General features: G+C 66.7%; 18 protein-coding genes. 9 read left to right on the top strand and 9 right to left on the bottom strand.

Going from position 1 to position 17393, the window contains the following annotated elements; translation table 11 throughout:
• The 5 genes from ACEVFP_RS17960 to ACEVFP_RS17940 all read left to right on the top strand — a co-directional run bounded on the left by ACEVFP_RS17960 (position 1) and on the right by ACEVFP_RS17940 (position 4722).
• Entirely contained in the window at positions 1–819 is an 819-nt protein-coding gene (locus tag ACEVFP_RS17960) for an ABC transporter permease (protein ID WP_375000853.1), read from the top strand.
• Positions 816–1592 carry an ABC transporter permease gene (locus tag ACEVFP_RS17955; protein ID WP_375000851.1) on the top strand — a complete coding sequence of 259 codons (777 nt, stop codon included), beginning with the start codon at positions 816–818 and terminating at the stop codon, positions 1590–1592. Before ACEVFP_RS17960 ends, ACEVFP_RS17955 begins: the two co-directional genes overlap by 4 nt.
• Positions 1589–2704, top strand: coding sequence for an alpha-hydroxy acid oxidase (locus tag ACEVFP_RS17950; RefSeq protein WP_375000849.1), 1116 nt, complete (start codon positions 1589–1591; stop codon positions 2702–2704). The genes ACEVFP_RS17955 and ACEVFP_RS17950 overlap by 4 nt, the downstream gene beginning before the upstream one ends.
• The gene (locus ACEVFP_RS17945) at positions 2701–3759 is read left to right on the top strand and encodes a hydroxyacid dehydrogenase (RefSeq protein WP_375000847.1); all 1059 of its coding nucleotides are present in this window, start codon (positions 2701–2703) and stop codon (positions 3757–3759) included. Before ACEVFP_RS17950 ends, ACEVFP_RS17945 begins: the two co-directional genes overlap by 4 nt.
• Before the next feature lie 216 nt (positions 3760–3975).
• The gene (locus ACEVFP_RS17940; protein WP_375000845.1) at positions 3976–4722 is read left to right on the top strand and encodes a class II aldolase/adducin family protein; all 747 of its coding nucleotides are present in this window, start codon (positions 3976–3978) and stop codon (positions 4720–4722) included.
• Positions 4723–4777: 55 nt separating this feature from the next.
• Here ACEVFP_RS17940 and ACEVFP_RS17935 read toward each other — a convergent pair whose 3' ends face one another.
• From ACEVFP_RS17935 to ACEVFP_RS17920, 4 genes are read right to left on the bottom strand one after another with little or no spacing between them, the layout of a single operon-like run.
• On the bottom strand, positions 4778–5620 hold the full coding sequence (locus ACEVFP_RS17935) for a dioxygenase (RefSeq protein ID WP_375000843.1): 843 nt from the start codon (positions 5618–5620) through the stop codon (positions 4778–4780).
• The gene (locus ACEVFP_RS17930) at positions 5620–6690 is read right to left on the bottom strand and encodes a maleylacetate reductase (RefSeq protein WP_375000841.1); all 1071 of its coding nucleotides are present in this window, start codon (positions 6688–6690) and stop codon (positions 5620–5622) included. The genes ACEVFP_RS17935 and ACEVFP_RS17930 overlap by 1 nt, the downstream gene beginning before the upstream one ends.
• A 4-nt stretch (positions 6691–6694) precedes the next feature.
• Positions 6695–7684, bottom strand: a complete 990-nt coding sequence (locus ACEVFP_RS17925; RefSeq protein WP_375003864.1) for an amidohydrolase family protein — start codon at positions 7682–7684, stop codon at positions 6695–6697.
• A 9-nt stretch (positions 7685–7693) separates the two neighbouring features.
• Positions 7694–9253, bottom strand: a complete 1560-nt coding sequence (locus ACEVFP_RS17920) for a bifunctional 3-(3-hydroxy-phenyl)propionate/3-hydroxycinnamic acid hydroxylase (protein ID WP_375000839.1) — start codon at positions 9251–9253, stop codon at positions 7694–7696.
• A gap of 155 nt (positions 9254–9408) precedes the next feature.
• On the opposite strand from ACEVFP_RS17920, the gene ACEVFP_RS17915 reads away from it, so the two are divergent.
• Positions 9409–10707, top strand: coding sequence for an MFS transporter (locus tag ACEVFP_RS17915; protein ID WP_375000837.1), 1299 nt, complete (start codon positions 9409–9411; stop codon positions 10705–10707).
• A gap of 16 nt (positions 10708–10723) precedes the next feature.
• Here the strand turns inward: ACEVFP_RS17915 and ACEVFP_RS17910 are convergent, their stop codons facing one another.
• Entirely contained in the window at positions 10724–11515 is a 792-nt protein-coding gene (locus tag ACEVFP_RS17910) for an IclR family transcriptional regulator (RefSeq protein WP_375000835.1), read from the bottom strand.
• A 225-nt stretch (positions 11516–11740) separates the two neighbouring features.
• The gene (locus tag ACEVFP_RS17905; protein WP_375000833.1) at positions 11741–12163 is read right to left on the bottom strand and encodes an Hsp20/alpha crystallin family protein; all 423 of its coding nucleotides are present in this window, start codon (positions 12161–12163) and stop codon (positions 11741–11743) included.
• A gap of 153 nt (positions 12164–12316) precedes the next feature.
• Between ACEVFP_RS17905 and ACEVFP_RS17900 the strand changes: the two genes are divergently transcribed.
• Positions 12317–12604 (top strand): MerR family transcriptional regulator, encoded by a 288-nt coding sequence (locus ACEVFP_RS17900; protein WP_375000831.1) that lies wholly within the window; start codon positions 12317–12319, stop codon positions 12602–12604.
• Between the two features lie 52 nt (positions 12605–12656).
• Here the strand turns inward: ACEVFP_RS17900 and ACEVFP_RS17895 are convergent, their stop codons facing one another.
• Together ACEVFP_RS17895 and hppD are read right to left on the bottom strand one after the other, a co-directional pair.
• Entirely contained in the window at positions 12657–13496 is an 840-nt protein-coding gene (locus tag ACEVFP_RS17895) for a hydrolase (protein WP_375000829.1), read from the bottom strand.
• 58 nt (positions 13497–13554) lie between these two features.
• A complete protein-coding gene (gene hppD, locus ACEVFP_RS17890) occupies positions 13555–14784 on the bottom strand; it encodes a 4-hydroxyphenylpyruvate dioxygenase (RefSeq protein WP_375000827.1) in 1230 nt (409 codons plus the stop codon).
• Between the two features lie 117 nt (positions 14785–14901).
• Here hppD and ACEVFP_RS17885 point away from each other — a divergent pair, with 117 nt between their 5' ends.
• Complete coding sequence (locus ACEVFP_RS17885) at positions 14902–15387, top strand: Lrp/AsnC family transcriptional regulator (RefSeq protein ID WP_375000825.1); 486 nt, start codon at positions 14902–14904, stop codon at positions 15385–15387.
• Between the two features lie 183 nt (positions 15388–15570).
• Here ACEVFP_RS17885 and ACEVFP_RS17880 read toward each other — a convergent pair whose 3' ends face one another.
• Positions 15571–16722, bottom strand: a complete 1152-nt coding sequence (locus tag ACEVFP_RS17880) for a pyridoxal phosphate-dependent aminotransferase (RefSeq protein WP_375000824.1) — start codon at positions 16720–16722, stop codon at positions 15571–15573.
• A gap of 170 nt (positions 16723–16892) precedes the next feature.
• Here ACEVFP_RS17880 and ACEVFP_RS17875 point away from each other — a divergent pair, with 170 nt between their 5' ends.
• The gene (locus ACEVFP_RS17875) at positions 16893–17324 is read left to right on the top strand and encodes a hypothetical protein (protein ID WP_375000822.1); all 432 of its coding nucleotides are present in this window, start codon (positions 16893–16895) and stop codon (positions 17322–17324) included.
• The last annotated feature ends 69 nt before the right edge of the window (positions 17325–17393 follow it).

The following is a 17393-nucleotide window of genomic DNA, read 5'->3' as shown; positions in this document are numbered from 1 at the left end:
GTGACCACCACTCACGACACCGCCCGCCCGTCCTCGGCTCCCGCGCTGGCCAGCGCGGCGACCCGGAGGCCTGGAGGGCCGCGGTTCCCGCTGTGGTTGGTCCGCATCGCACTGATCGCAGCCTTCCTCGTCGCGATCGAGTTCTCGGTGCGAGTCGAGATCATCGACCCGTTCTTCGTGGCACGCCCGAGCAGCGTGCTCGTCCAGATGGGTTCTCTGCTCACCGACAGCGAGTTCCTGAGCCTGGTGGGTATCACGTTGGCCGAGACATTCGTGGCCTTCGGCCTAGCGGCCGTGGTGGGTGTGATCGTGGGGTTCCTGCTCTGGCGATTCCGGGCACTTGGTGATGCATTCGAGCCGCTCGTCGCAGCGCTCTTCTCGTCCCCGATCGTGCTGCTGTACCCGATTTTCCTGGTGATTCTCGGACGCAACTCCGCGGCAATCGTCGCTCTGGCCGCCGTCTTCGCAGTCCTGCCCACGATCCTGTTCACGAAGCAGGCACTCGGTGCGGTGAGCCAGACGATGCTTAACGTGGGCCGCAGCCTGCGCCTGTCGGCCTGGAGCAACTTCCGCTACATCTTGCTACCGGCGGCCGCCCCGACGATCTTCACAGGTCTTCGGATCGCGCTCACCTACGTGCTGATCGTCGTGGTGGCCATGGAGTACATCCTCCAAATCGGTGGGCTGGGTCGCTTTGTCTCCGAGGCATCCCTGCTGTTCCGGGCCACTGACCTCTACGTGTCGGTGGGGCTGATCGTCGTCATCTCCGCGGGCTTCATCTGGTTGATCAACCGTCTGGAGAAGGTGGTGCAGCGATGAGTCCGGTGTGGTCGCTACGGCTCGCGGCTATCGTGGTCTTTCTCGGTCTATGGGAAGGACTCGCGCGTAGTGGGCTCGTCCTGGATACGGTCCTGCCCCCCGCGACCGAGGTGTTTTCTCAGATCTGGGACGTCGTCACTCGACCATCCTTCGGCCTCGATGTCTACGCCTCGCTGTACGCGGTGTTCATCGGCGCCGCCATCGGTGCACTGGTCGCCGTGCCTTTCGGAGCCTTCATGGGGTCGCGTGAGTACCTGCACAGGCTGTTGGACCCACTGGTCTACTACGTGGGCGCGGTCCCCAAGATCATCCTCTTCCCCATCCTCATCCTTTTCTTGGGCACCGGCATCGAGTCTAAGGTTGGTATCGCTGCTATCAGTGCTGCCTTCCCCATCGCCGTCAACACGGCGCTGGCGATCCGGGAGGTCAAGCCGATCCACGTGAAGGCCGCCAGAACAATGGGAACGAGTCGCACCCAGCTGTACCGTTTCGTCTACACCCCCTCGATCCTCGGCCCGATGTTGGGCGGCGCCCGACTGGGCTTGGGCGTGGCGATCACCGCCACACTGCTGGCCGAGACGAAAGTGGCCAATAGCGGTCTCGGTTTCCGGGCGATCGAGTACTACTCGCGGTTGCAGATTTCTGAGATGTACGCACTGCTGCTTGTGGTCTTTGTTGGAGCTGCACTGATCAACCTAGGTTTGAGCCTGCTCATCCGCCGGGCCATGCACTACCAGCAGCAGAGCGTCGATCCATCAGCCTCGGTCGCATGACCGCCCTGCCCGGTGAGCCCTGTGGCCCGGCGGACGTCCTGACTATCCCTGAGGTCGTCCATCAGGCCCGGCGCACCTTGACGGAGGAGGCGTGGCACTACTCGTGTGGAGGAGCCGAGAGCGAGACGACGTTGCGTCGCAACCGCACGGCCTTCTCCGAGCTGGCCCTACTCCCGCGCGTGCTCGCGGGGGCGGGAAAACCAGACACGTCGAGCACCTTCTTGGGTCGACAGCTCGACCTTCCGGTGCTGCTGGCACCGGTCGGATCCATCACGACCTTCCACCCCGACGGCGCCTTGGCATGTGCACGCGTGGCTTCCGGGGCGGGGACCGGAGCGTTCGTCGGAACGTTGTCGCATCCGTCGCTGGAGGCGGTCCGGAACGGATCGGACGCTCCGCTGTACTTCCAGCTCTATATCTACGGCGATCGTGACTGGATGCAGCAGCTCGTCGACCGAGTGGAGGCAGCCGGGTACGACGCGATCTGCGTCACCGTCGACGTCGCGGCCTACGGCCGACGAGAGCGGGACCTGCACAACCGCTACTTCCCGCGGCGAAGCCTCGAGCGCCCCAACCTCGGCGGGTGCAGCGATGTGCCCCAGATGGTCGAGAGCGATGCTTACAACGCTGCGCTGACGTGGGATGACCTGGCGTGGTTGCGCAGTCGGACTCGTCTCCCCCTGATTGTCAAGGGGATCATGGTCGGGGAGGACGCAGCGATCGCTGTCGAGCACGGCATCGACGTCGTCTATGTCTCCAACCACGGCGGGCGACAGCTGGACCACACCCTTGGCAGCATCGACGCGCTGCCGGATGTGGTGGCCGCCGTTGACGGCAGAGCAGACGTGGTGCTCGACAGCGGAATCATGCGCGGAAGCGATGTGGTGAAGGCGCTGGCTTTGGGCGCTAGCGCCGTCGCTATCGGCAAGCTTATGGCCTGGGGCCTCGCCGCAGGGGGTGAGGCCGGTCTGTTGAAGGTGATGCAACTGTTGACGACAGAGTTGGTGACCACGCTGACCAACCTTGGCGTCGGTTCTGTGGAGCAACTGCATCCGGGCTTGGTTCGCCGGGTCTCGCCCGCAGCCGCCTCGTCCTGGCCTGCGGACCTGTGACCGAAGGGCTGGCCCGTCCGCGTCTGGTGTACTTCGAGCGCTGGGTCGACCCGGTTGCTGAAGACATCCTCGGTCAGCGCGACGACGTGGAGCTAGTCAGGCTGCGCTACGCCGACCCCCTGCCTCAGAACCGAGAGGCCATGGCCGTTGCCCACGGATACCAGGTGCAGCCACGGGCCGAGCTGGAGCCGCCTTGGTTTGGAGACGCTGCCCTGCTGAATCAGAGCCCTCGGTTGCTTGCCCTCGCCTCAACCGGAGCCGGCTACGACTACATCGACATCGACGCATGCACCGAGGCAGGAGTGATCGTCTGTCATCAGGGTGGGACCAACGGGGAGGCGGTGGCCGAACATGCGCTCGGACTCATGCTGGCGCTGACCAAACGTCTGATGGTCGCTGACCGAGCGCTGCGGCGCGGCACCCTGACTGACCGGTTTGCGTTGCAAGGAAACGACTTGGCCGGCAAGACCTTGGGCGTGATTGGGCTGGGGACCATAGGCAGTCGGTTGGCTGAGTTGTGCGCAGGCCTTTTCGACATGCGAGTACTAGCGTACGACCCGTACGTCGACGCGGCCACGATCCGAACCCGGCACGCGACCAAGGCTGACCTGGCCGACCTTCTTCACCAGTCTGACTTCGTCTCCGTTCATTGTCCCCGTACATCCGAGACGATGGGCATGCTTGGTGGTCAGGAATTCTCGTCGATGCGACCCAGCGCCTTCTTCATCACGACGGCGCGAGGCGGTATCCATGACGAGTACGCCCTGGCAGATGCCCTACGCGCGGGACGACTCGCCGGTGCTGGCATCGACGTCTTCCTCTCCGAACCGCCTGCCGCAGACCATCCGCTGTTGGCACTGGACACCGTGATCGCCACTCCGCACACCGCTGGCGTGACGGCAGAGGCGGTGCGCGCCATGGCCGGCGGGGCAGCCCGACAGTGGCTGACCGTCTTCAGCGGTCGGCTGCCACCCCGGTTGGTCAACCCGGAGGCTTGGCCCAGATACTGTGACCGATTTGAGCGGCAGTTCGGGTTCGCTCCCGAGCCGCTGTGAGAACGGCGGTTCCGCTGCACCGGCGCCTGTCGGACACGAGGCGTTCATCACGCGGTTCCTGTGACCGCGTGAATGTTCGGGAGAAGGCTTCCGGCGGCCCAAGCTGCGGCGCGAACTCCTGTGAAACTCGCGGCCGCACGGACAAGAAGTGCAGGCCGCACTACGACGGTTGGCTCTGGTGAGCCGCCGCGATCGACGATGGACAGGAGAAGAACGATGCGGGTGACTGACCGTTCGAGAAACTTCACCGCCGACGAAGACGTGCTCCGAAAGGAGCTCGTCGCGGGCAGCCATATCCTCGTGCGTCACGGTGTGCTTGACGCGTTCGGTCATGTGAGCGCCCGGTTAGTTCCGGGCGAGGACGGCTTCTTGCTCTCCCGCAACCTCGCACCGGGTTCGATCACAGCGGATGATCTCCTCGTTCACGACGCCGATGGAGGTGTCGACGACGACCGGGAGCCTTACCTCGAGCGTTTCATCCACGCAGAGATCTACCGTCGTCGGCCCGATGTCACAGCGGTGGTGCATAGCCACTCTCCCTCGGTGATCCCCTTTGGCCTCAGCGATGTTGCCATGCAACCCGTGATCCACATGGCTGGGTTCCTGCCCGAGGTCACGCCCGTCTATGAGATCAGCGACCACGGCGGCGACTCGACTGACTTGCTCATCACCTCCTCGGGCCTAGGTGCTTCGTTGGCTTCGTCTCTCGGCGACGGCGCGGTGGTGCTCATGCGTGGGCACGGTTCGGTCGCTACAGGCTCCTCAGTGCCTGAAGTCGTCTATCGGGCGGTCTACACCGAGATCAATGCTCACGTGCAGCTCCAGGCCGCCAGACTCGGTAACTATCGCACGCTTAGTTCCGGCGAGGCGGAGGCCGCCGATGCCAAGGTGGGGGGTCAGATGCATCGAGCTTGGAACGTCTGGGCAGCAGAGGTCGGCGCTCCTCGGGCCGTTCGTCGATGACCGACTGCGGACGAACGGCGAGGGAGGCTCACCGGAAGACCCGACTGCGGTCTGCTCAGCCGGTCACTGGGGCCAGGACGAAGTCGTACGTCGACTGCCATGTCACGCGGTCGTCCTCCACCTGGCTGTAGGTGCAGACGAGGCTGTCCTTCACGCCGAACACCGCGTCCGAGTTCAGGAACGGGTCTCCGGCCACGAAGGTGTGAGTCACCAGGTCGTGGAAGCCCGAGGCGGTGATCAGGAAGTGCATGTGGGCCGGCCGGTTCGGGTGGCGGCCGAGCTTTTGGAGCAGGGCACCGACGGGACCGTCGTCCGGGATCGGGTAGGCGGTCGGCTTGATGCCACGGAAGCTGTAGCGGCCGTCGGCGCGCGTGATGAACCGTCCCCGGTTGTTCCATTGCGGCTGAACTCCGGGCTGCTGGACGTCGTAGTAGCCATCGGCGTTGTCCGACCACACATCGACGCAGGCCCCCTCGATCGGTGCTCCCTCGAGATCGAGGACCCGCCCGGTGAAACGGCAGGGCTCGCCCTTGCCGTCGAGGCTGATGTTCGCGTCGAAATCCCTGACCGGGCTTCCCGCCACGTGGAACGGGCCAAGGACGGTGCTCTGCGTGGCGGGCTCGGGCCGCTGGTTCTCCAGGGCGTCGACCAGCATCGACACGCCGAGGATGTCGGAGAGCAGGATGAACTCCTGTCGCTCCTCGGAGCACAGTTGTCCGATGCGGGTCAGCGTGTCGATGGCCGTGTCCCACTCGTGCTGCGACAGGCCGACTTCGGCGACAAAGCTGTGCAGGTGTCGCACGAGGCTGGCCATCACCTCCTGCAGTCGTGGGTCGACATCAGAGCCCGTCCGCGCATTGACCACCTCGGCGGATCGATCCTTGTCAAAGTGCTGCATCAGGTCTCCTTCGTCAGGCGCGGTCGCTCTCCCGTGAGGGCCCGCGTGAGGAGGTCGGCGATGGCGTCGCGCTCCAGCGGGCGAGGGCACGGATACGGCTCGCGGGTCGCGAGCTCTGCGAGGTCATCGATGTCCGTCGCCCTCACGCCGAGATCGGCGATTGAAAGCGGTGCGCCGATGTCCCGAGCGAAGTCGTAGATCCCCGCGCCCACCTCGTCGCCGAACAGGACGGATGCGGCCGCCACTGCCGCGGGGTCGTACTGCTCGACGAAGGTGATCGTGTGGGGAAGCAGGATGGCGTGGGTGTCGGCGTGGGGCAGGTCCAGTGCTCCCCCGAGGGTGTGGCACAGCTTGTGGTGGATGGACATGCTCACTCCGCCGAGAACGGCACCGCACAACCAGGCGCCGAACAGAGCCTCGTCGCGTGCATCTGAGTCATCCGGATCGCACACCATTCGGCGAAGCGCGTCGCGGAGCGCGCGCAGACCCTCCAAAGCCACCATTCGGTGGACCGGGCTGGAGTCGTGCGCATACAGACCCTCGGCGGCGTGCGCCATGGCATTCAGCCCACTGGTGACCGCCAGGCTCGACGGGAGCGTGCTCGTGAGATCCGGGTCGTAGATCACCGTGTCCGGCAGGATCGATTCGCCGCGTCGGGTCTGCTTGATGCCGTCCGCGGTCTCGCCGAGGATCGGTGTGACCTCCGACCCTGCGTACGTGGTCGGGATGATGACCTGTGGCAGGTTGGTCCGGGAGGCGATCGCCTTGGCGAGCCCGGTTGCCGAGCCCCCACCGACCGCCACGACGGAGTCGGCACCGCACTGCTCCACGAGGGCGATGGCCTGCTCGGTGACGTCGAGGGGCGTGTGCATCGCTGCGTCGGCGAAGACTGCGGCTGCGGAGCTGCCCAACCGGGCCGCGATGTCCTCAGCGGCGTCAGTCTGCGCAGGTGTGCTGACGACGACAGCCCGTGTCGCACCCAGCCGCCCCACTTCCTGAGCGACCAGTGCGAGGTTGCCGCGCCCGAAGACGACACGCGGCTGGCTCCACGAGTGGACAAATGCCTGCACGGGCTCAGTCCTCGAGCTTGAAGAGTCGGCGCGCATTGGAGCTGCCGATCTTGATCCGGTCGACCTCGGAGATGCTGGCTGAGTCGAACCAGTCGGCGGCATGGTCGATGTTCTCGAACGGCCAGTCGGTCGAGAACATGATCCGATCGCTCCCGAGCTCCATCATCGCGTCGATCAGGGTCTGCGTCCTGAAGTTGCCCGAGGTCGTCAGGTGGAAGTTCTCGGTGAAGTAGTCGACGAGCTTGCGCTGCGCGGGATAGGCGGGAGGGACCTCCACCCACGCGTTGCGATGGTCGATCCGCCACAGCATGGCCGGGATCCCCTCGCCCAGGTGACCGAGCACAATCTGTAGGCCCGGGTGCTCGTCGAAGAGTCCGGAGGCCATCAGACGCAGGGCATGGACGGCGGTCTCCTGGGCGAAGGCCCAGGTGGGGCCGAGGAGCCAAGGATGTCCGTCGTAGATGCGCGAGTCCTCGGGTAGTGGGTTGCGCGGGTGCAGGTAGAACGGAACGTCCAGGCGGGCCGTCTCCGCCCAGAAGGGACGATACTCGGGGAGGTCGTAGTAGAGCGGCTCGTGGCCGCCGCTGCGGTCCTCATCCTGGGAGAACCCGTTGACGAGCGCCCCGACGAAACCCAGGTCCTCAACGCATCGGCGTAGCTCCTCGGCCGCAGCGTCGGGGTCCTGCATCGGGAGTGCGGCGAAGCCACGGAAGCGGTCTGGGTGCCGGGCGCACTCGGCGGCCAGGGCGTCGTTCGCCTTGCGCGCGGTCTCGACGGCCCGCTGACGGTCGGGGATCGCCTGGATCGCAGGGGCGTTCAACGACAGCAGGGTCAGCTCAATCCCGTGGGTGTCCATGAGCTTGAGGCGATCGTCGGTGATGTCGAGCAGTCGCCGTCGCAGCTCCTCCCAGTACGAGCCTGGCACGAAGCCGGCGGAGTCCTGGAGGGTGTCGTCGATGGCGAAGTGTTCCTCGAGGGCGACCTTGTTGAGCATCATGTCTCCTTACGAAAGCGTGCTGATGAGGTTCTTGGTGAGAGTCGCGAGCTCCTGGGCATCCGTTGCGACCCCGTATGTGTAGCTGTCGGGACGCACGATGGCGGCGGTGACGCCGGTGCTGCCGAACCAGCGCTGGTAAACGCCGCCGGTGTCAGAGATCGTGACGTCCTCAACCATGCTGTCGATCCCGAAGGAGATCACCCGGCCGCCGAGACGCTCGAACGCCGCAAGGTCCGCGTCGTCGGTGGCGGCAAGGACGTGCTTGTTGCGAGCGACCAGCAGCCAGCCTGTGCCGGCGAGGTCGTCGAAGAGCGCGGTGCGTCCCTCGAGCGAGACCAGGCCCTGCGGGAAGATCTCCCCAGAGCTGTCGATGAGACCGCCTCTCAATGCGGGGTACTCCAGCTTGTCGGGAAAGCGATGCGCGCGGCGCGCGGCGATCATCCGCTCGTCCCGCTGGCTCGCCAGCACGGGGTCACGCATCGTCTGTACGCGGCCCAGCTCGACAGCCTTCTCGATGACGAATCGCACGTGGGCATCGCGCTCAGCCTGGTAGGTGTCGAGCAGCGAAGCGTCGTGACCCTCGAGCACGAGGGAGAGCTTCCAGGCGAGGTTCCGAGCGTCGCGGATGCCCGACACCATGCCCTGGGCAAGGAACGGAGGCATCTGGTGCGCCGCGTCGCCGGCGATGATCATCCGTCCAGAGCGCCACTGCAGGGCTACGCACGAGCGGAAGGTGTAGTTGGCGACGCGGATCAGGTCGGCATCGTCGGTGGTGAGGTAGTCAGCGACACGGGGCCAGACGTTCTCGGGTCGGACCACCTCGTCCCGCTCGTCCCCGGACTCCAGACGGAAGGAGAAGCGGTGGTAGCCCGGACCGATGTTGACGATCGCGACAGGGTCGGCAGGGTTGCAGACCTGCTGGAAGGTCGGCAGCGAGGGGACGTCGTGCCGGAGCGAGAAGTCGCACACCAGCCAGTTCTCGTTGAAGCCGAAGTCGTCCAGCTCTGGGCTGATGTGGTCACGGACGACGCTGTTGCCGCCGTCGGCGCCGACAAGGTACCGCGCCGTCACCTCGGTCCGGGTGCCGCTGCTGGACACGGCGCTCAGCTCGACGCCCTCCTCATGCTCGAGGAGGTGCTCGGCGGTACACCCGCGTAGGACATCGACCGTGGGCAAGGCCGCGACGGCCACGTCGAGGGTCTCCTCCAGGTGCGGTTGGTACATCATGTACTGCGCTGGCCAGCCGCTGCGTCCGGGATGGTCGTACTCGATGTCGAGCAGCGTCTCGCCGGATCCGTTCACCCAGGTGTAGCCGGGCTGGACCTTTGCGCCGTGCAGAACCTGCTCGGCAATCCCGAGCTTCTGGAACGTACGCATGGTCTCGTCGTCGAACGCCGCAGCACGTGGCAAGGAGTACAGGCCTTCGTAGCGTTCGAGCACCACGACGCGGTGCCCCGCTTGGCCCAGCAGCGCTGCGAGCGTCATGCCAGTCGGGCCGAAGCCGACGATGGCGACGTCGTAGGACGTCGCGGTGCCGCTCGAGACGATACTTTCCGTGCGCGTCATGGGTCCTCCCCGGACGATCGTGTGATGGCAGGCACAATCTAGAGTTCCATAATAGTGAAGTCAATGCAGATAAGTGAATTTCCTCTTGACGGGAGCGTGTGCCATGAATCACTATCGATTGATCAGTTCACCAATATGAAACATGCGGAGGTCCCATGACGGCGACGACAGAACAGGCATCGCGCTCTCGGCGCCTGGTGGGTGGCACCGGTCTGCTGACCATCGCCTGGTTCATCTCCTTCCTCGAGGGATATGACCTGGCGATCTACGGGGTCTCGATCCCGTCGATCATGGCTGATGAGTCCCTTCATCTGAGCCTGCCTGCGGCCGGAGTGGTGGGGTCGCTCGTCGGAGTAGGAATGCTGGTCGGGGCGGCCTTCGCCGGCGCAACCTCCCACCGTTTCGGTCAGCTGAGACTGATCAGGTGGTCGATCGCCGTGTTCTCCTTCGGCATGCTGCTCAGCGCCGTCGCGCCCTCGGCGGCTCTCTTCGGCGGCGGTCGCCTCATCACCGGCCTCGGTCTCGGCGTGGTCCTGCCAACGGTGAACGCCTACGTCGCTGACCTCAGCAGTCCCGGCAGGGTCGCGCGGAACGTCGGGCTGGTGATGAGCGGCTATGCGATCGGTGCTCTATGCGCCCCGGTCCTCGCCTCCGTCCTCCTGGAGGTCTCCTTCCGGTGGCTGTACGTCATCGGGTTGGTGCCCGCACTGCTGCTCCTGCCGGTTCTGAAGGTCCTTCCCAACAGCCCGGCGCAACTGCGGGTGCACGGTCGTATCAGGGAGGCGGAGCTGATCGAGACACACTACGGACTGCCGGAGCCCAAGCTCCTTGGTACCAGTCGGCCGGGTCGCTTCTTCGGCCTCGGTGCATTGCTTGCCCGAGGAGTGTGGCGTTCGACCTTGCTGTTCTGGGTGATGTCCTTCTGTGGACTGCTGCTCGTCTTCGGGATCAGCGCTTGGTTGCCGACGATGCTCCAGGCCAGTGGCTACAGTCTGGGATCAGCGCTGCTGCAGACAGCGGCGATGTGGCTGGGGGTCGCCGTCGGCGTCATCGTCGGGGGTCGGGTGGCCGACGTGATCGGTCCGAAGACAGTGGTGGTCGCGGCTTTCACCGTGGGCACGCTCGGACTCTGTGCGATGAGTCTGCAGCCCGCACTGTGGGTATTCTACATCCTGATGTTCGTCAGTGGTTTCGGCTTCATCGGCTCTCAGATCCTCGGCAATGCGCTCATCGCCACCCGCTATCCACCGGAGCTGCGTGGCAATGGTCTCCCGTGGGCGCTGTCGATCGGACGCTTGGGCGCGATCGCCGGCCCCGCGTTGGGGGCGTGGGTCCTGGCGTCGTCGCTGCCAACTGCGTGGAACTTCTACGCGTTCGCCGTTCCTGCGCTCGTCGGTGCCACAGCGGCACTGCTGGTGCCCCGGGTGAAGAGCGAACCCGCGCCGGTCAAGTAGGCCTCGGCGCAGGACACTAGGCTCCGCGCGCCTGATGAGCGCCGAGCTCGTGCGTCGCCTGTTGCGTGACCGCCACGAGCTCGGCGCTCAGCCGACTGATCTCCTTCTCGTCGAGCTCGTCCTCCGGTCCCACGATCGACATGGCCAGAGGTAGAGGGTCGCTCGCGGCGAAGATCGGTGCCGCGAGCGACGCGATACCGGGTATGACTCCGCTGGCGGTCACCGCGTAACCGGTGGTACGCACTCGCTCGATCTCCTCGTCGATCCGCGACTGGGTCCAGGTGTCCAGCCTCCCCTGTTCGCGGGCTCGCTCGATGGCGCTCTGCGAGGTCCGCTCGGGCAGGTGGCTCACGAAGACGCGCCCGATGCTGGACGTGAGCAGCGGCAAGATGGCACCGATCCGGATGGTCACACTCAGGGGGAATGCCCCGTAGGCCCAGTGCGCGACGACGGGGCCGGCGTCGCTCCACACGGCGACGTTCACGGAGTGTCCGGTGCTGTCCCTCAGCTCTGCCGCATGGCTGGCCGCGGTCCCCACCTCGTTCGTGCGGCGCAGGGCTTCTGAGCCCATGCGCCGCATCGCCGGGCCGAAGTCGTACAGACCAGAGACCGGGTCCTGCCACGTCAGGCCCGCCCGGCAGAAGCTCACAAGGTAGCGGTGGACCTTGCTCGGCTGCATGCCGCATCGCTCGCTCGTCTGCGAGAGGGTGAGCGGGCGACCGGCGCTCTCCAGCGCGGCAAGGATCTGCACGCTGATCTCGACGGACTGGATGCCCTGACGATGGGACTCACCGTTCTGAGCGCCCATCGTTCCCCTCTCGTGACTGCGATGCCGCCCTCATTGTGGCAGACGCTACGACACGCAACGGCCGACGAGGGGCTCGGGTGATGCGTCGGGTTCGAGGAACCGTTGGCCATCAGTGTCCGGACGAGTCTGGGTGATGCAGTCGGGACACCCCGTGTTGGCCGCGTGCCCGCCGCCCTGGACCGTGGCCGGACCCCTGCGCAAGTGACCCGGCCACGGTGGCCTTGCTCAGGCGCTGATGGCGGCCTGGTCGCTCGAGCCCTCACGGACCTCGATGCGGCGTGGTTTGGCCTTCTCCGCCACGGGGACCGTGAGCGCCAGGACGCCGCTGTCGTAGGTGGCGTCGATCCTGTCCAGGTCCAGGCTGTCACCCAACATGATCTGACGGCTGAAGACGCCGCGTGGGCGCTCCGCCGCGACCAGCTCGTTGGTGGCCTCGGGGACCGATCGTTCAGCGCGGATCGTCAGGACGTTGCGCTCGACGTCAAGCTCGATGGAGTCGCGGTTGATGCCGGGCAGGTCGAGCTCGATGTGGAACTCGTCTCCCTCACGCCAAGCGTCCATCGGCATCGTCGCGGGTCGTGCGGCGGTACCGAAGACCTGCTGGGTGAGCCGGTCGAGCTCCTTGAAGGGGTCGGTTCGCATCAACATGGGAGTCACCTCCGGATCTTCGGGCACGGGTTCCGGACCGCGAACGACGTCTCGGGGACACCGTGCAAGGTGTATTGTCTGATATAGATTTCTTTTACCAGAGGAAGACGATCTCTTCAAGCCAGGTCGTCTCCCCGTCAGCTGGAGGTGCCGATGCCGAGCGATCTCGACCCGAGCGTGGGGGTCTACGGGATCTCGGTCGCTGCGATGATGTCCGGCACCGGGCCGCAGAACCTGCGTCAGTACGAGCGACGCGGTCTGCTCTCGCCCGACCGGACGGACGGTGGCACCCGGCTCTACAGCCCGGACGACGTGGACCGAGTCCGCCGGATCGTCTCCTTGCTCAACGACGACGGCCTCAACCTCGCCGGCGTCGCGATGGTGCTCGAGCTCGAGCACCGCCTCGCCCGCGCCTCGGAGGGCGATGCCGACGGCCGGTAGTCGCCGTCGCCAGTGCACGGACCGATCGCCCTGTAGGCGCGGGTCCCGTGCGTCATGGTGCATACCCGAGCGCAGGGATGCCTGTCTCGTGGTCATGCTCACCGCTCACCCAGGCGATGTGGCGTCGCGCGGACCGTTCGACGACTGCCGGTGCCTCGCTGTCGATCGCGTTGCCGAAGTTCCCGACGATGCGGTCGAACCTGAGCTCTGCGAGCCGGTCCGCGATGTGTCGCACCGCCGCGGGCGAGAGCGGGATCTTGTTGGGGTAGCTGCGCATGAAGCCCACCGAGCGACGGTCCGGGTTGGGAAAGACCGTGTCACCGCACAGCACCACCCCGCGTCCGTCGGCACCGTCGGCCCAGTGGGCGACGGATGCACCGGCGAAGTGCCCGCCGACACGGTGCAGGCTCAGTCCGGCCGTGAGGTGCAGGTCGTCCTGCCAGAGGTCGACCCGTTCGGACCGGCGTCCCAGCCACTGCGCGTCCGCTGCGCAGACCAGCACGGGGGCATCGAGAGCCTCGCCCCAGAGAGTCTGGACGCCGAACATGTGGGGGTGGCTCGCCGCGACGGCGAGCACTGGGCCGCGTTCCAGGATCCGCTCCGCGGTCTCGTCGTCGATGTAGCCGGTCGGGTCCCACAGCAGCGACCCGGCCGGGGTGCTGACCAGCTGGGCCGTCTGGCCGATCCCTACCCCGGGTCGCGCGGTGATCTCCGCCCGTGACGGCTCGGCGTCGCTCCAGTGCAGCTCCTGCCCGGCGACGCGGAGGTCGGACACGGCGATCCACTGCTGACCGTCGGCCGGGACCCACTGGCGTTCGTCGTCGCAGATGGGGCACACCTCGGGCAGTGGCTCGGCGTACTCGACGGCACATGTCGCACAGATGCGCATCATGGCCCCATCGTGGCGCGCGGAACCTGGTACGTCACCCCCTTGACGGCTCACGTATGGCTCAGAAGTTCCCGCGTTTGGCCTGCTCGCGCTCGATCGCCTCGAACAGGGCCTGGAAGTTGCCCTTGCCGAATCCGAGGGAACCGTGCCGCTCGATCAGCTCGAAGAACACGGTGGGACGGTCACCGACCGGCTTGGTGAAGATCTGCAGCAGGTAGCCGTCCTCGTCGCGATCGACGAGGATGCCGCGCTGCTGCAGCTCTGCGATCGGCACCCGGACCTCGCCGATGCGCGCCCGCAGCTCCGGGTCGGTGTAGTAGGAGTCCGGCGTGTTGAGGAACTCCACGCCGTGCGCGCGCAGGTGGTCGACGGTGGCGAGGATGTCGTTGGTCGCGAGCGCCAGGTGCTGCGCGCCGGGGCCGCGGTAGAACTCCAGGTACTCATCGATCTGCGACTTCTTCTTGGCGACCGCCGGCTCGTTGAGCGGGAACTTGACCCGATGGTTGCCGCTGGCCACCACCTTGCTCATGAGCGCGGAGTAGTCGGTGGCGATGTCGTCGCCGACGAACTCGGCCATGTTCGTGAAGCCCATGATGCGCTGGTAGAAGTCGACCCACTCGTCCATGTGGCCGATCTCGACGTTGCCGACGACGTGGTCGAGCGCCTGGAAGACGCGAGTGCGCCGTCCCGTGCCGGGAGCGCCGGAGCCGGGAGCGCCGTCGGCCCGCTCGATCGCGGAGGTGCGGGCGACGTAGCCGGGCAGGTACGGGCCGTCGTAGCGGCTGCGGTCCACGAGGGTGTGGCGGGTCTCGCCGTAGGTGGCGATGGCGGCCACTCGCACGGTGCCGTGCTCGTCGGTCAGGTCCTCGGGCTCGCTGAGCACCGTGGCGCCCTGCGCCCGGGCGTGCGCGATGCACCGGTCGACGTCGGGGACCTCCAGGGCGATGTCGATGACGCCGTCGCCGTGGACCCGGTGGTGGTCGGCGATCGGGCTCTGGGGATCGACGGCGCCCTTGAGGACGAACTGCACGGCACCACTGCGCAGCACGTAGGCATGGTGGTCCCGGTTGCCGGTCCCGGGCCCTGAGTATGCGACGAGCTCCATGCCGTAGACGGATCGGTAGAAGGCGCAGGCCTGCGTCGCGTTGCCGACCGCCCACACGATGGCGTCCCAGCCGGTCACGGGGAAGGGGTCCGTCGTGGCGTCGTACTCCACCAGCCCGACGAGCTGCTGGAGCTGGTCGAGGTCGAGGTCGGCGAGACGTTCGGCGTCGGTGAGGGAGGTCGTCATGGGTCCACGTCACCTGACAGGGCGGCATTCGGCAACCGGCATAGATCATCCTGGGCAGACAGGATGGATCGGCTCAGTATATTGAGAGTCTGCACTGCAGATTGCCTAGGAGTCAGTATGGATGCTCTCGACCTCGCGCTGGTGCGTGAGCTGCGCGAGAACCCGCGGGCGGGCGACCTCGAGCTGTCCCGTCGGGTGGGCGTCGCGCGGGCCACGGTGACGGCCAGGTTGGGCAAGCTGGAGAGCTCGGGGGTGATTACCGGGTACGGCCCCGACGTCGACCTCGCGGCCTCGGGTCATCCCGTGCTGGCGTTCGCGACGTTGGAGATCGCGCAGGGTCGGCTGGACGACGTGCGCGCGGAGCTGGACTCGCTGCCCAACGTGCTGGAGGCCTATGTCACCAGCGGCGCGGCCGACGTCGTGTGCAAGATCGCCGCGACCTCGCACTCTGACCTGCAGGACGTCCTGCTGCACATGAGCACGTCAGGCTCCATCGTGCGCTCGACGAGCGTGGTCGTGCTCAGCGAGCTCGTCGCTCCCCGCATCCTGCCGATCCTCAGTCGCGACGTCACCGGCAGCAGTCGCTCGCCCGCCTACCGGTGACGGCCCCTACCGCCGGGCCCACCGCCCCACCGCCCTCCTGATTCCCATGAGTTCCTGGGAATCAGGAGACATCCCCCGGTTTCCTGCTGCTCACCACGCCTTGCAAACGCCGGTGAGCAACAGGATCCCGGGGTGGGTGAGCGGCCCCGTGAGTCGCCGGCCGACGTGAGTGCCCGATGCTCGTCAGCCGAGTACGGACAACCGGTCCAGCGCCTCGTCGATGACGTCCGGGCGCTTGCAGAAGGCCCAGCGCACCAGGGGCCTGCCGGCCTCGACGTCGTCGTGGAAGACCTGGTGTGGCACGGCCACGACGCCCGCGCGCTCGGGCAACGCGAGGCAGAACTCCAGACCGTCGGTGAAGCCGAGCGGACGGATGTCCGTGGTGGCGAAGTACGTCCCGTCCGGGACCATGACGTCGAACCCGATCTCGGCCAGGCCGGTGCACAGCTGGTCGCGCCGTGAACGCATGCCGGCGAGGAACGCCTCGTAGAAGTCGTCGCCCAGTGCGAGGGCCTCGGCGATCGCCGGCTGCAGCGGGGCGCCGGAGGTGAAGGTCATGAACTGCTTGGCCTTGAGCAACGACTCCACCAGCTGTGCAGGACCACACGCCCAGCCGACCTTCCAGCCGGTGAAGGAGAACGTCTTGCCGCCACTGGAGATGGTCAGCGTCCGCTCGGCCATGCCCGGCAGTGTGGCGATCGGGATGTGCTCGACGTCGAAGGTCAGGTGCTCGTACACCTCGTCGCTGATGACGACCAGGTCGTGCGCGCGTGCCACGGCGGCCACCGCGTCCAGCTCGTCGCGGGTCAGCACCGTGCCGGTGGGATTGTGCGGTGAGTTGAGCAGGATCGCCGTCGTGCGCGGGGTGACGGCGGCGCGCAGCTCATCGAGTGGCAGCCGGAAGTCCGGCGCCCGCAGGGTGACGGGTCGACGCACCGCGCCGACCATCTGGATGACGGCGACGTAGGAGTCGTAGTAGGGCTCCAGCACGATGACCTCGTCGCCGGGCTCCACCAGGCCCAGCAGTGCTGCGGCGATGGCTTCCGTGGCCCCGGTGGTGGCGGCCACCTGGGTGTCCGGATCGAGGTCCATGCCGTAGAAGCGTCGCTGGTGCTCGGCCACGGCGCGACGCAGCTCGGGCACCCCCGCCCCGGGTGCGTACTGGTTCCTGCCGCCGCGCAGCGCCTCGACGGCGGCCTCGACGATGCGGTCCGGACCGTCGGTGTCCGGGAAGCCCTGTCCCAGGTTCACCGAGCTCGTCTGCAGCGCGAGCGCGCTCATCCGAGCAAAGATCGTCGTTCCCAGGCCCTCCAGGCGCGCGCTCTGCTTCCTCACGCTGCCGACTTTACGCAGCAGCTGCCGTGCTCGGGGGTCCGGCGTTTGCCCGTGACGTCCGCGCGGTCGAGCATCCCCGCCAGAGCCTAATGATTTATGAACCTCTTGACCCATTAGATGATCGTGGGGCACGGTAGCCGAGCAAGTGAACGTCGACACAAAGGGGAGACATGCTCAAGCGACTTGCCGTCGTACTCGGCGCCCTGGCTCTGACGAGCGGTCTGATGCTCGCGGGCGCGGGCAGTGCGAGCGCAGCCGACAAGAAGCAGTACCCGACGTGTGGCAAGGGGGGCTTCTGCGTCTGGGAGAGCTATGACGGAGACACCAGCTACCGTCACCGCACCGAGGGGAACGCCCCGTGGCCGAGCGGGTTCAAGAACGACGACTACCTGTGGCGCAACAACGGCTACTACCAGCCGGGCGCTGACCACGTCCGCGTGTACAACGCGGCCCCGCCAGGGGGCGTCGACGTGGTGACGCTGTGCATCCATCGCGGCCACCAAGGTGGCCAGGGCGACAACGCCGACACGAGGAACGCCGCCGGCAAGGGGGACTTCCACCGTTGGGGCGGTGAGTGCAGCAGCTCCGAGCCGCAGCTCTGAGACCCAGGGTCAGGACGCAGTGGGTCGGCCCCACGCACCCCCAGGTGCGTGGGGCCGACCGAGGCGGAG

Origin of the sequence: Aeromicrobium sp. CTD01-1L150 (assembly GCF_041951745.1) — a bacterium.
Classification (GTDB): domain Bacteria; phylum Actinomycetota; class Actinomycetes; order Propionibacteriales; family Nocardioidaceae; genus Aeromicrobium.
This window is presented reverse-complemented; position numbering and strand designations above follow the sequence as displayed.

Bases quoted from the DNA above. Each gene is read 5' to 3' on its own strand.
- ACEVFP_RS17955 (WP_375000851.1), top strand. From the start codon at position 816: ATGAGTCCGGTGTGGTCGCTACGGCTCGCGGCTATCGTGGTCTTTCTC.
- ACEVFP_RS17950 (WP_375000849.1), top strand. From the start codon at position 1,589: ATGACCGCCCTGCCCGGTGAGCCCTGTGGCCCGGCGGACGTCCTGACT.
- ACEVFP_RS17940 (WP_375000845.1), top strand. From the start codon at position 3,976: ATGCGGGTGACTGACCGTTCGAGAAACTTCACCGCCGACGAAGACGTG.
- ACEVFP_RS17935 (WP_375000843.1), bottom strand. From the start codon at position 5,620: ATGCAGCACTTTGACAAGGATCGATCCGCCGAGGTGGTCAATGCGCGG.
- ACEVFP_RS17925 (WP_375003864.1), bottom strand. From the start codon at position 7,684: ATGCTCAACAAGGTCGCCCTCGAGGAACACTTCGCCATCGACGACACC.
- ACEVFP_RS17920 (WP_375000839.1), bottom strand. From the start codon at position 9,253: ATGACGCGCACGGAAAGTATCGTCTCGAGCGGCACCGCGACGTCCTAC.
- ACEVFP_RS17915 (WP_375000837.1), top strand. From the start codon at position 9,409: ATGACGGCGACGACAGAACAGGCATCGCGCTCTCGGCGCCTGGTGGGT.
- ACEVFP_RS17910 (WP_375000835.1), bottom strand. From the start codon at position 11,515: ATGGGCGCTCAGAACGGTGAGTCCCATCGTCAGGGCATCCAGTCCGTC.
- ACEVFP_RS17905 (WP_375000833.1), bottom strand. From the start codon at position 12,163: ATGTTGATGCGAACCGACCCCTTCAAGGAGCTCGACCGGCTCACCCAG.
- ACEVFP_RS17900 (WP_375000831.1), top strand. From the start codon at position 12,317: ATGCCGAGCGATCTCGACCCGAGCGTGGGGGTCTACGGGATCTCGGTC.
- ACEVFP_RS17895 (WP_375000829.1), bottom strand. From the start codon at position 13,496: ATGATGCGCATCTGTGCGACATGTGCCGTCGAGTACGCCGAGCCACTG.
- hppD (WP_375000827.1), bottom strand. From the start codon at position 14,784: ATGACGACCTCCCTCACCGACGCCGAACGTCTCGCCGACCTCGACCTC.
- ACEVFP_RS17885 (WP_375000825.1), top strand. From the start codon at position 14,902: ATGGATGCTCTCGACCTCGCGCTGGTGCGTGAGCTGCGCGAGAACCCG.
- ACEVFP_RS17875 (WP_375000822.1), top strand. From the start codon at position 16,893: ATGCTCAAGCGACTTGCCGTCGTACTCGGCGCCCTGGCTCTGACGAGC.